This window comes from Vibrio sp. MM46, from assembly GCF_027587135.1.
Taxonomy (GTDB): Bacteria; Pseudomonadota; Gammaproteobacteria; order Enterobacterales; family Vibrionaceae; genus Vibrio; species Vibrio harveyi.
Genome location: NZ_JAPPTO010000013.1, coordinates 185,357 through 199,523, shown reverse-complemented (window position 1 = coordinate 199,523; position 14,167 = coordinate 185,357). Strand labels below are relative to the sequence as shown.

The 14,167-nt window shown below is 46.6% G+C and carries 7 protein-coding genes; 2 read left to right on the top strand and 5 right to left on the bottom strand.

Annotation, left to right across the window (positions count from 1 at the left end):
• Positions 1-8,430 (top strand): beta strand repeat-containing protein (locus OH459_RS16240; protein ID WP_443088660.1); only part of this gene is annotated, 8,430 nt, incomplete at its 5' end.
• 50 nt (positions 8,431-8,480) lie between these two features.
• Here OH459_RS16240 and OH459_RS16235 read toward each other — a convergent pair.
• Positions 8,481-9,674 (bottom strand): class I SAM-dependent methyltransferase, encoded by a 1,194-nt coding sequence (locus OH459_RS16235; protein WP_269987675.1) that lies wholly within the window; start codon positions 9,672-9,674, stop codon positions 8,481-8,483.
• Positions 9,675-9,860: 186 nt separating this feature from the next.
• Positions 9,861-11,264 carry a methyl-accepting chemotaxis protein gene (locus OH459_RS16230; protein ID WP_045489065.1) on the bottom strand — a complete coding sequence of 468 codons (1,404 nt, stop codon included), beginning with the start codon at positions 11,262-11,264 and terminating at the stop codon, positions 9,861-9,863.
• A gap of 90 nt (positions 11,265-11,354) precedes the next feature.
• Between OH459_RS16230 and yccX the strand changes: the two genes are divergently transcribed.
• A complete protein-coding gene (gene yccX / locus OH459_RS16225) occupies positions 11,355-11,627 on the top strand; it encodes an acylphosphatase (protein ID WP_005446772.1) in 273 nt (90 codons plus the stop codon).
• Between the two features lie 73 nt (positions 11,628-11,700).
• On the opposite strand, the gene OH459_RS16220 is transcribed toward yccX, so the two are convergent.
• The 3 genes from OH459_RS16220 to OH459_RS16210 all read right to left on the bottom strand — a co-directional run bounded on the left by OH459_RS16220 (position 11,701) and on the right by OH459_RS16210 (position 14,151).
• Positions 11,701-12,030, bottom strand: a complete 330-nt coding sequence (locus OH459_RS16220; RefSeq protein ID WP_005446773.1) for a TusE/DsrC/DsvC family sulfur relay protein — start codon at positions 12,028-12,030, stop codon at positions 11,701-11,703.
• Between the two features lie 354 nt (positions 12,031-12,384).
• Entirely contained in the window at positions 12,385-13,047 is a 663-nt protein-coding gene (locus tag OH459_RS16215) for a Bax inhibitor-1/YccA family protein (RefSeq protein ID WP_005446774.1), read from the bottom strand.
• Between the two features lie 354 nt (positions 13,048-13,401).
• Complete coding sequence (locus OH459_RS16210; RefSeq protein ID WP_005443945.1) at positions 13,402-14,151, bottom strand: amino acid ABC transporter ATP-binding protein; 750 nt, start codon at positions 14,149-14,151, stop codon at positions 13,402-13,404.
• Positions 14,152-14,167 lie beyond the last annotated feature (16 nt).

Below are 14,167 nucleotides of genomic sequence, written 5' to 3'. Positions count from 1 at the left end.
GCTTCGATTGATGACGAAGTCTACGAAGGTCCAGAGAACTTCACGGTAGACGTGACCGGTCTTGGTCCTGTTCAAGGTACCGATACGGGCACAGCCACTATCGTCGATGACGGTACAGGGCCAGACCCAGATCCGGACGACGACCGCCCAACGGTTTCTATTAGTGATGCAGGCACAATTAACGAAGGTGACACTGCTAACTTTGTTGTCTCACTGACCAATGAATCTGAAGCGCCAGTTGAAGTGCAGCTCGACCTTAACCTTGGTGATACCGAAGCAGGTGACCTTGGTACCCTTGAATACAACACTGGCTCAGGATGGGTTGCAGTGCCTGTCGATGGCATAGTAAGCGTTCCTGCTGGTATGACTCAATTCGATGTTCGAATCGCATCGATTGATGACGAAGTCTACGAAGGTCCTGAAAACTTCACGGTAGATGTGACCGGTCTCGGCCCTGTTCAAGGCACTGACACGGGCACAGCCACTATCGTCGATGACGGTACAGGACCAGACCCAGATCCGGATGATGACCGCCCAACGGTTTCTATTAGCGACGCTGGCACGATTAACGAAGGTGACACCGCCAACTTCGTTGTCTCGTTAACTAATGCATCAGAAGCCCCAGTCGAAGTTCAACTCGACCTTAATCTTGGTGACACCGAAGCAGGCGACCTCGGCACTCTTGAATACAACACGGGCTCTGGTTGGGTTGCCGTCCCTGTCGATGGCGTAGTGACTGTACCTGCAGGCTTAACTGAGTTCGATGTACGAATCACTTCGATTGATGACGAAGTCTACGAAGGTCCTGAAAACTTCACGGTAGACGTGACCGGTCTCGGCCCTGTCCAAGGTACCGATACGGGTACTGCAACCATTGTTGATGATGGTACGGGGCCAGAGCCAGATCCGGATGATGACCGTCCAACCGTATCTATTAGCGATGCTGGCACGATTAACGAAGGTGGCACTGCTAACTTTGTTGTCTCACTGACCAATGAATCTGAAGCGCCAGTTGAAGTTCAACTGGATCTTAATCTCGGTGACACCGAAGCTGGCGATTTAGGTACACTAGAGTACAACACGGGCTCTGGTTGGGTTGCCGTCCCTGTCGATGGCGTAGTGACTGTACCTGCAGGCTTAACTGAGTTTGATGTGCGTATTGCATCGATTGATGACGAAGTTTATGAAGGCCCAGAGAATTTCACCGTAGACGTAACAGGTCTTGGTCCTGTCCAAGGTACTGACACAGGTACCGCAACCATCGTTGATGACGGTACTGGCCCAGATCCCGATCCGGATGATGACCGTCCAACCGTATCTATCAGTGATGCTGGTACGATTAACGAAGGCGATACTGCAAACTTTGTTGTATCACTGACCAATGCTTCTGAAGCCCCAGTCGAAGTGCAACTCGACCTTAACCTTGGTGACACGGAAGCTGGCGATTTAGGCATACTCGAATACAACACAGGCTCAGGTTGGGTTGCAGTACCCGTTAGTGGTGTAGTGACTGTACCAGCAGGCTTAACTGAGTTCGATGTACGAATCGCATCGATTGATGACGAAGTATACGAAGGTCCAGAGAACTTCACGGTAGACGTGACCGGTCTTGGTCCTGTTCAAGGTACCGATACGGGCACAGCCACTATCGTCGATGACGGTACAGGGCCAGACCCAGATCCGGACGACGACCGCCCAACGGTTTCTATTAGCGACGCTGGCACAATTAACGAAGGTGACACCGCCAATTTCGTTGTATCACTGACCAATGCTTCTGAAGCCCCAGTTGAGGTGCAACTCGACCTTAACCTCGGTGACACCGAAGCAGGTGACCTCGGTACTCTTGAGTACAACACCGGCTCAGGTTGGGTTGCCGTTCCTGTCGATGGTGTAGTAAGCGTTCCTGCTGGTATGACTCAGTTCGATGTTCGAATCGCATCGATTGATGACGAAGTCTACGAAGGTCCAGAGAACTTCACGGTAGATGTGACCGGTCTTGGTCCTGTCCAAGGCACTGATACGGGCACAGCCACTATCGTCGATGATGGTACGGGGCCAGACCCAGATCCGGACGACGACCGCCCAACGGTTTCTATCAGTGATGCTGGCACGATTAATGAGGGCGATACTGCCAACTTCGTTGTATCACTGACCAATGCTTCTGAAGCGCCAGTTGAGGTTAAACTCGACCTTAACCTTGGTGATACCGAAGCAGGCGACCTTGGTACCCTTGAATACAACACTGGCTCAGGTTGGGTAGCCGTTCCTGTTAATGGTGTGGTGAGTGTACCAGCAGGGTTAACTGAGTTTGATGTACGAATCGCTTCGATTGATGATGAAGTCTACGAAGGTTCTGAAAACTTCACGGTAGACGTAACTGGTTTAGGTCCTGTGCAAGGTTCCGACACGGGTACAGCAACCATCGTCGATGACGGTACGGGGCCTGACCCCGATCCGGATGATGACCGTCCAACGGTATCTATTAGTGATGCTGGTACGATTAACGAGGGCGATACCGCCAACTTCGTTGTCTCATTAACTAACGCTTCTGAAGCCCCAGTCGAAGTGCAGCTCGACCTTAATTTTGGTGACACCGAAGTGGGCGATCTCGGTACTCTTGAATACAACACTGGTTCAGGTTGGGTAGCCGTTCCTGTCGATGGCGTAGTGACTGTACCAGCAGGCTTAACTCAGTTCGATGTGCGTATTGCTTCTATTGATGACGAAGTCTACGAAGGTCCAGAGAACTTCACGGTAGACGTAACAGGTCTTGGTCCTGTCCAAGGCACTGATACGGGTAGCGCAACTATTGTTGATGACGGTACTGGTCCTGATCCCGAACCGGACGACGACCGTCCAACGGTATCTATCAGTGATGCAGGCACAATTAACGAAGGTGACACCGCCAACTTCGTTGTCTCGTTAACTAACGCTTCTGAAGCCCCAGTTGAGGTGCAACTCGACCTTAACCTCGGTGACACCGAAGCAGGTGACCTTGGTACCCTTGAATACAACACTGGTTCAGGATGGGTAGCAGTGCCTATCGATGGAATAGTAAGCGTTCCTGCTGGTATGACTCAATTCGATGTACGAATCACTTCTATTGATGACGAAGTCTACGAAGGTCCAGAGAACTTCACCGTAGACGTAACAGGTCTTGGTCCTGTTCAAGGCGCTGATACGGGTACCGCAACTATTGTTGATGATGGTACGGGCCCAGATCCCGATCCGGACGACGACCGTCCAACGGTATCTATCAGTGATGCTGGTACGATTAACGAAGGCGATACCGCCAACTTCGTTGTCTCTCTAACTAATGCATCAGAAGCCCCAGTCGAAGTGCAGCTCGACCTTAATCTTGGTGACACCGAAGCAGGCGACCTTGGTACCCTTGAATACAACACTGGCTCAGGTTGGGTAGCCGTTCCTGTTAATGGTGTGGTGAGTGTACCAGCAGGCTTAACTGAGTTTGATGTACGAATCGCATCGATTGATGACGAAGTTTATGAAGGTCCTGAAAACTTCACGGTAGACGTAACTGGTTTAGGTCCTGTCCAAGGCACAGGCACAGGTACCGCAACCATCGTTGATGACGGTACGGGACCTGATCCCGATCCGGATGATGACCGTCCAACGGTATCTATTAGTGATGCTGGTACGATTAACGAAGGCGATACCGCCAACTTCGTTGTCTCGTTAACTAATGCATCAGAAGCCCCAGTAGAAGTGCAACTCGACCTTAACCTTGGTGATACCGAAGCAGGTGACCTTGGTACCCTTGAATACAACACTGGCTCAGGTTGGGTAGCCGTTCCTGTTAATGGTGTGGTGAGTGTTCCTGCTGGTATGACTCAGTTCGATGTTCGAATCGCTTCGATTGATGACGAAGTCTACGAAGGTCCTGAAAACTTCACGGTAGATGTGACCGGTCTTGGTCCTGTTCAAGGCACTGATACGGGGACCGCAACCATTGTTGATGACGGTACGGGACCTGATCCCGATCCGGACGACGACCGCCCAACGGTATCTATCAGTGATGCTGGAACGATTAACGAAGGTGACACCGCCAACTTCGTTGTCTCGTTATCTAATGCATCAGAAGCTCCAGTGGAGGTTCAGCTCGACCTTAACCTTGGTGATACCGAAGCCGGTGACCTCGGCACTCTCGAATACAACACTGGCTCAGGTTGGGTAGCCGTTCCTGTTAATGGTGTGGTGAGTGTTCCTGCTGGTATGACTCAGTTCGATGTTCGAATCGCTTCGATTGACGACGAAGTCTACGAAGGTCCAGAGAACTTCACGGTAGATGTGACCGGTCTCGGCCCTGTTCAAGGCACTGACACGGGTACCGCAACCATCGTCGATGACGGTACAGGGCCAGACCCAGATCCGGACGACGACCGCCCAACGGTTTCTATTAGCGATGCTGGCACGATTAACGAAGGTGACACTGCCAACTTCGTTGTCTCGCTCACTAACGAGTCTGAAGCTGCGGTTCAGGTTCAGCTTACTCTTAACACTGGTGACACCGGAGTGGGTGATCTAGGCACGCTTGAATATAATACTGGTTCCGGCTGGGTTGCAGTTCCGAATGATGGTTTAGTCACGGTACCAGCAGGCTCGACTCAATTTGATGTTCGAATTGATACCCTGAACGACGCAGTGTTTGAGCAGGATGAGGACTTCAGTGTTTCTGTTGTAGGCGTTGGTCCTGTATTGGGCTCTGATGTCGGTAATGCAACAATTATCGATAATGATGCACCTCCAGCTATTTCCGACGTTATCGATGCGGTTGTTTCAGAAGAAGGGTTAACCGATGGTATACCTGATTCCACGGGTTCTCCTACCGATACTACAAATGCAGCCAGCTTCTCAGGGTCATTTACAGTTGGAGACCCGGATACAGCGAATGTTTCAGTCGTTCTTTCTGGTCCAAATACACTCACATCAGGTGGAGAGCCTGTGTCTTGGGCATGGAACAGCAATACTCAAACATTGACGGCTTCTACTGCGAGTTTAGCTGTTGTTGCAACTGTTGTTCTCACGGAGCCCGCTGTCTCAGGACAAGGTTCTTGGGATTACAACATCACACTGTTTGAACCTCTCGATCATCCGGTGAATGATGTTGAGGATATCATTGACTTTGATTTGCAGATCTCGGTCAGTGATGGTCAAACCACAACGTCTGAAAGCCTCAATGTTATTGTTGAAGATGACCGTCCATCAGTACCAAGTAACGTGCCAGTAGTAGACGTTACAAACTTGGATATCCCCGATGTTATAACTGGACAAGTGAGCTTTACAGGTAATGGTGCAGATTCTTTCAGTAGAACGTTTGGTGACGTTGTTGTAACGGCCGAAGGTTTTATTTCGGATGAATCGGTGACGCTTGGCGCAGCACAAGTCAATCAGTCTTCGGATGGTATTGGGGTTAAAAGCTCAGGTGACAACGGCTTCCCGTTAGATAATGAGGTCGATTACCGTTTTGCTAACAATCAAGGTGTATCTGAAAAACTCATCATAGACTTGGGTGATAAAGTTGCATTTGGTGCGGAAATTGAGTTTGCCAAAATGTTTGGAGGTGAATTAGAAGAAGGGGTCGCATCATTCTATCGAGATGGCGTGCTAATTGCTCAACAAACCTTTACTTCTGATGCTCAAAGTGGTGATTTCGCAGCAAACTTTAGTGTTCAGCAAGGTGGCTTTGATCAGATCATTCTAGAAGCAACGGATAACGGTAATGGACCGAATATTGAAGATAATAGTGATTTTACTGTTAAATCCATTACCTTTATCGGTTCTGATGGTGGTATTCCAATCGCATCCGCAGAGGGAACAATTAGTTCTACATACGGTGCAGATGGTCCGGGCGTAACAGCTTTAACGGGTGCGGAATCAGGTTTACAGACGGCAGGTGGAGACGATATTACAGTCAGCGTCGACGCGCAAAACCCTAATCGTTTAGTTGGTTCAACAGATAATGGTGTTGCGTTCGAAGTGCAGTTTACACCGAGCACAGGCAAGTGGGAGTTCATCCAATATGAGCCACTCAGCGAACCTATTGGTGATGGTGATATTGACTTCGAGTACACAGTAACGGATGCCGATGGAGACAGTGTTACGGGATCATTTGCAGTTAACCCTGCTATCCCACCAACCATTTCTGGTGCAGTAGCACTTAATGTGTCTGAAGAAGGTTTACCTGATGCGAATGCCGACAATGGAGCATTAGCTGGTTTTATTGATACAACAGATTCCACGAATGATACTGGCTCACTTACATTGGGAGCAACTGTGGAATCCGTCACATTGGGCTTACCAACGACGCTAATTTCAAGTGATGGAGATGCATTAGTTTGGACGCTCTCAAACAACGATAAGACACTTACGGGCTCTGCAAGCGGTCAGCCAATTATTGAGGTGTCGGTTGACGATCTTGGTAATTTATCGACAGAGCTACTAGGAAAAGTCGATCATCCGGATAGTGGTGGCGAAGACGTAATTGATTTAGAAGTTCCAGTGATTGCGTCAAACGCACTTGGTATTACTAGCTCTGCAACTGCTACGGTCGCCATTGAAGATGACTCTCCATTTGCTGAAACGGTTGTTGAAGACGTTAATGCGATGCAAACAACAGGTTCCAACGTTCAGTTGATCCTGGATGTATCAGGATCGATGGGGTGGGATTCAGTTACTGGTTCAAGTTCAAATGTTGTAACTTCGCGTCTTGATGTACTGAAAAGCGCATCGATAGCCTTGTTATTAGAATACCAATTACTTGGAGATACTAAAGTTCAAATCACAACCTTCAGTAGTAATGCAAATGTACTTGGCGAAGATGGTGTTGAATCATCAGATAACAGCTTACCTAATGATTTAACAACAATTTGGATGGATGTTGATCAAGCTATCGCACTGATTAATAGCTTAACTGCAGGTGGCGGTACGGATTACGACGATGCCGTTGCACTTGCTGCCGAAGATGATGTTTGGGGTAATCCTGAGCTACTTGCGGATGCAAACAACCTTAGCTACTTCCTATCGGATGGTAATCCTAGCTCTACCGGGAATCAGATTGATGCAACAGAACAGTCGGATTGGGAAGCGCAGCTAGAGCAATATAATGTAACAGCGCTCGCTTACGGTATTGGTACCGGAGCTGCAACTCAGTTCTTAGAGCCTGTTGCTTATGACGCTAATAATCCAATAGATAAACAAATCGACCCAATTATCGTTCCGGATATTAATAGCCTTCCAGCGATACTCATCCAATCGATCGTAACGCCAATAACTGGTGCTTTAGGTTCGACTGTTATGGGGGGAAGTGCGTCGTTCTTTGGTGCTGATGGCGGCTATGTATCGTCATTTAACTATGGTGGCGTAACGGGTATTACGGTGACGTTTGATGGTACGACTATTACGGTGGATGATGACGCTAACAACACTGGAGCGACAACCATTGTTGATGCAGTTGAAGATACCGTAACGATTGTAGTGGACAGTCAAAACTCTGTTGTTATTGATTTAAACACAGGTGAATACACCTTCTTTGCTTCATCGATTGCGGTTGCTACTCAGTTTGACTTTGATTACGTACTGACTGACGGCGATGGTGATACTACAGCAGAAACCGTTTCATTTGATTTGGAGCCAAACTCTGTTGAAGCTGTAGATGACACAGCATCAACACCTGAAGGGACGCCAATTGTGGTTGATGTACTTTCAAACGATACCAACAGCGACAATGCGGCTACACTAACGTTGGCTGACGCAGTTGTTGATCCAAGTAAAGGTCAAGTACTCGTTGTAGATAATCAGTTGGTATTTATCCCTTCAAATAGTTTGGATGATGGAGATAGTGCAAGAATTTCTTATCGAACTGAGTCATCAAACGGTGATTTTGATATAGGGGCGCTTACGGTGTCTGTTACTGCAAGTGTAGGCGCGCCTTCAGGAGTGGGTGGTAATAGTGATGATACTCTTGTTGGTACAGCTAGTGCCGATATCTTACTTGGAGAGGAAGGAGAAGATACTATCTCGGGCAATGCGGGGGAAGATATCATCATAGGAGGTCTAGACGATGATATCCTGACCGGTGGTGCTGATGGTGATGTGTTTGTTTGGACTCAAATGGATAATGCAGTGGATTCAGTCACAGACTTTGATGCGTCGGAAGGCGACAAACTCGAACTTAGAGATTTGTTCGATGATGTTTCTGGTACCGATATGTCGACGCTGCTTGATGATTTTGAGTCTGGTGACTTCTCTGGACAAGTGAATGGTATTACCTTGTCTGTAACGGAAGATTCTGGAGACTCGACCCTAACCATTAATAAAGGGGGTCAGCAGTTAGATATCAACTTCGATGGCGCATCGGCTGCAGATATTGCCAACAGTATCATTACTAATCTTGAGCAATTGAGAGAATAAAAAAACGGAGCGAAAGCTCCGTTTTCTTTTGAATCTAAAATAGCCAGCGATTAAAGGACTTTACACGCAAAGCCTTTTAGGTAGAAACCTTCTGGGTAAGCGGTATCAGTAGGGTGATCCGCTGCTTGTTCGAAACGTTCCACAAATTTTACTTGGCGATTTGCATCTACTGCGGCATCGGCAATAATTTTTTGGAACAGAACTTGGTCCATCAGACCAGAGCAAGAATAGGTAAGTAGCGTGCCACCAGGGTTTAGAATTTGCATGGCCAACATGTTTATGTCCTTGTAGCCACGACACGCGCCATTTAGTTGTGCTTTGCTTTCAGCAAATTTCGGTGGATCCATGATAACAACGTCGAACTTCGTACCTTGGTCACGGTATTCACGTAGCAGTTTGAACACATCGGCGTTTAGGAATACAGCACGTTTCTTAGAGATATCAAACTCATTCAGCTCTGCATTGAATTTTGCTGTGTCGAGAGCAGGTTGTGATACATCTGCGTTAATAACACGTTTCGCGCCACCTTTTAGCGCGTACAGACCAAAACCACCTGTGTACGAGAAACAGTTGAGAACTTCTTTATCTTTCACGTACTTCATCGCTTGTTGACGGCTATCACGTTGGTCTAAGTAGAAACCAGTTTTATGACCACCAACAATATCTACGCTGATCTTCACGCCGTTTTCTTCAATTACCACTGATTTTGGTGGCTCTTCACCGTGCAATACGCCGATTGTTTCTTTAAGACCTTCTTTCTTACGTACCGCGACGTCAGAACGCTCGTAAACGTTACAACCAGGGAAACACTCAACTAACGCATCAACAATAGCTTGTTTGTTGTATTCTGCACCTGCACTTAGAAGCTGACACACAAAGAAGTTTTGGTAACGGTCGATCGTAACACCTGGCATACCATCAGACTCTGCTGCGATAAGGCGGTAGCCAGTAAGACCGTCGCGGTCGATAACGTCTTCACGAAGAAGCTGAGCGTTGTTGAAGCGCTTAACGAAGAATGCTTTGTTGATCTCTTCTTTTTCAAAGCTCCAAATACGAGCACGAATTTGAGAAGCTGGAGAATATGCTGCTTTAGCTAGCCATTTCCCGTCGTGAGTAAATACATCAACGGTTTCGCCAAGAGCAGGTTCGCCCTCAACTTTACTGATGCCTCGAGAGAAGATCCATGGGTGCTTACGCTTAACCGATTTCTCACGACCTTTAACCAAATAGATAGCAGCTGTCATTTCTTTAGCTCTTGTTGAATTTTGAAAGGGGCGTATTGTCCGGGATGTTGCCCGCAAAAGCAATATCCATCGACAATCCAATCATTTGTAGAGGCTTTAATTATAAACTTGTGAGTGGAATAACGGACGGGTTTTCCAGGCGCAAAAAAGGGCCACCGAAGTGACCCTAGCTATTAGTGTATGTGATTAAGCTTTCAAGCCAGTCAGCAGTGATTCCATAGTGTCACTTTGGGCACGAAGCTGCTCGACATTCTGAGATGTGGTGCTGATCATCGTACACACATTGTTAGCTTGAATGCGGATCTCTTCAACACTCGATGCAATGTTGTCAGCCACTACGCCCTGTTCTTCAGCTGCCGTAGCGATTTGAACGCTGCTGTCAGAAATAGTTTGGTTCTTGTCTGCAAGTGAGCCAATCTCTTGATTCACTTCGGCCATTAGAGTTTGACCTTCATTCGCATTGTGAACTGTTACTTCCATCAACTTAGTCAGTGATTGACTGTTACGTTGTAGCGCTTCAATCATTGCTTGAATTTCGACGGTTGCTTGTTGAGTCCTGCCAGCAAGAGCACGGACTTCGTCGGCTACGACTGCGAAACCACGACCTTGTTCACCAGCACGCGCCGCTTCAATGGCTGCGTTTAGCGCAAGGAGGTTCGTTTGTTCAGAGATACCGTTGATGGTTGTTACCACTTCATCAATCTGCGCCGCGTTTGCATCTAACTCTTCTACCGCTTGAGATGCTGATTGGATCTCAGTGGAAAGGTTGGAGATAGAGTGAAGCGTGTTTTCCACTTTCACCTGACCTGATTGAGCGACGCTGCGAGCATCATCAGTTTGAGTGCTTGAGTCATGAGCCAGCGTTGCTACTTCGCGAATGGTTGATGCCATTTCCTCTGTTGCGCTTGCCAGCGAATTCAAGTGCTCTTGTTGCGTGTTAGAGATTTCAGAACTGTTTTGAATAGATAGGTTTAGATCTGAGCTGATTTGCTGCATAAGCGCCACAGACTCCTGAATCGACTGAACCATCTTTTGTTCACGATCGGCAACTTTATCGATCGTAATAGCAATCTCACTAAACTCGTCACGAACAGGGAAAAAGTTCATACGAGCAGTTAAATCGCCGTTTGCCAATGTGTTTAGTGCTTTGTTCATTGTGAACATCGCACCACCGATGAACGTCATGATGTAGTAAACGCCCATTGCAATGATAAACAGAGTGATAAGAATAATGCTTACTTGCGTTGTAGATAGTGCTGTCCATAGCGACTGTTCGTGGTTAGCAACGAGACTAAAAGCCCCATTCATAACAGAAACAGCTTCTGGACCTGTACCGAAAGCAATCGTATCTGAACTTGAGATTAGGCTAGCAACTTGAGATTGCGAGAGATTGCCTGCCTCGATAAGACCTTTCATTAATATCAACTCTTCCTGATATAAGTCAGTAATGAGTGAGTCTGCGGCACTGTTCAAAACGAGAGTTAGGATGACTAATGCGATGAGAGGGAGCAAGAAGAGTAGGTAGAACTTTTCTTGAATCTTTAAATGGATGAGATATTTGTCAATCCAACGGAAAGGAATTTCTTTCATAATTATTATAACCATATAAAAACCCACTATCCTTAGTGGGGTAAATAGACGGAAATAATATATCACTCAAATTTAGGGAGCGGTATACGGATGGTACTAAAGTGTGAGAAGTTTCTGATAGTAGGTCACGTACAAGGTGTAGGATTTCGATACCACACATCACATCAAGGCTTGAAACTGGGTTTAACCGGGTACGCGAAGAACTTAAACAACGGAGATGTTGAAGTAATTGCCTGTGGCACCGATGAACAAATCGCGGCGTTTTCTAAGTGGTTGGAAGATGGTCCGCGGACGGCAACGGTTGACAGTGTCACTCAAGAGAGTGTGTCTTATAAGCCTTTCCGCGGATTTAAGATCTTATAGCTCCAAGCGCAGTAACTCGATAAGCAACAGCTTTACACGCTGGGCTTGTCGACGTGGCGTTGAGGCGGGCGGTTTATAAGCATTTAGCAGGTTTTGGCAGACCAGCTAGCTTAGTCGCTTGCTTTGCAGGACCTTTCTTGAAAAGTTTGAACAGATACTTGCTGTTTCCTTTCTCTGGACCATGCGCTTTTTCCATCGCTTTAACCAGCATTCTTACAGCTGGTGATGTGTTGAACTCTTCATAGAAATCACGCACGAAGTGAACCACTTCCAAATGCGCCTCTGTCAGTTCAATTTCTTCTTCTTTTGCTAGAAGCTCTATCATGCCTTCTTCCCACTGTGTGTGGTCAAGTAGGTAGCCTTGAGCATCAGTTTCAATTTCTTTGCCGTTATAAACGAACATAGCTCTATTTCCGCTAAGTAACCATTGATAAGTATAGGGTAGCGTAGAGGCTGGCTTGTGCTCAACAAAAGAATCTGTTGAGTCGACTGAGCGAATTAAATTCATACGATTCAACATATTAAACTGTGGGCGATAATCGTTAAGCTTACACCTTTTGATTTATGCAATAAAATGTAAACCTATGCAGGTTGTTAGAAAATTCTCGGGGTGAGTATTTCTATTTTTGCATGAGTATTCAATTTGTTGTTTGAAGGGGCGGTGTAAAAAGGAAGGTAACATCCACAAGGTAAGGTGCAAAGAAAAAGCCCGAAGTACAACTTCGGGCTTTTTGGAGCTTCAATTCAATCTGACGGTTTAGTCGTCGTTCATGATACCTAGAATGCTTAGTAGGCTGATGAAGATGTTGTAGATTGAAACATACAGCGTAATTGTCGCAGAGATATAGTTTGTTTCGCCGCCACGGATGATGCCTTGAGTAGTCATCAGGATTGCCATGGTAGAGAAAACAATAAACAAGCTGCTCATTGCTAGGTGCAGGATAGTAGATTGGATGAAGATACTCGCAATCATACCCACAACTAGAACTACGAACAGTGACAGCATTAGACCACCCATCATAGATAGGTCACGCTTAGTTGTCAGTGCGTAAGCAGAAGCTGCCATGAATGACAGAGCAGTACCGCCAAGTGCTGTTAGCACAACGTCGCCCATGCCAGCACCGATGTACATGTTTAGAATTGGACCGATGGTGTAACCTAAGAAACCCGTAAATAGGAATGTAAATACAAGACCCATGCTGTTGTTACGGTTCTTTTCAGTCAGGAATAGTAGACCGTAGAAACCGACCAACATTAGGATGATACCTGGACGTGGTAGGTTAAACGCCATCGATACGCCAGCAACCAGTGCTGACCATAGTAGAGTCATAGAAAGTAGTGCATATGTATTACGCAATACTTTGTTGGTTTGTAGAGCACTCTCTTGAGTAGTAGTGCGAGAAAACATAGGACTGTTCATAATCTTCCTCTATAAGGGACTGTCTTATCTTTAATATATAGACATATATGGGCCCGATAGTTCAAAAAATCAAGCCCGCCACATGTACATCTAGAACAAAATAATAATAGAAATAATGTGTTATGTATGTGGCAACTTGTAACACAATATTACCGCCTTGCCTAGCGGAGAAAGGCTTATTATTCAAAGCTCTGAAGACCAGTTCACGCAGAATGTTGTAACGTTGCGCAAATTTACAACGCGTTGAATCAACTGGACTTTCGTAACATGGTCTGTTTGCCAGTATGAGAGTAAAGAAAAAGCGCTGATATTTAGTTCAGCGCTTTGTCGGTTATCTCGGTGTTCAGAATGCGTTTAATGGTGAAGAATCTGAGCCAAGAAGTTCTGTGTACGATCCGATTGCGGGTTCTCAAAGAAATCGACAGGATTGTTTTCTTCGATGATTTCCCCCGCGTCCATAAAGATGACTCGGTCGGCGACTTCTTTTGCAAAGCCCATCTCGTGCGTTACACATAGCATGGTCATGCCTTCTTCCGCCAGTTCTACCATTACGTCAAGTACTTCACGCACCATTTCTGGGTCCAGTGCAGAAGTTGGTTCATCAAACAGCATCACTTTAGGGCTCATACACAAAGAACGAGCAATGGCTACACGTTGCTGCTGACCACCGGAGAGCTGCCCCGGATACTTGTCCGCTTGATCGGGGATCTTAACGCGCTCTAAGTACTGCATTGCGATGGCTTCGGCTTCTTCTTTTGGCATTTTCTTCACCCAGATAGGGGCAAGCGTACAATTCTCCAAAACCGTTAGATGAGGGAAAAGGTTAAAGTGCTGGAAGCACATACCCACTTCACGACGAACCGCCTCAATGTTTTTCAGGTCTTCTGTAAGTTCAGTACCCGACACATAGATGCTGCCAGCTTGATGCTCTTCCAGACGGTTGATACAGCGAATCATGGTCGATTTACCAGATCCGGATGGTCCACAGATGACGATTTTTTCGCCTTTCTTAACGTCTAGATTGATATTCTTTAGTACGTGAAACTCACCATACCACTTATTCATGTCCTTCAACTGGATCATATAATCTTGTTGTTGCGTCATAATACGTCCTTGATCT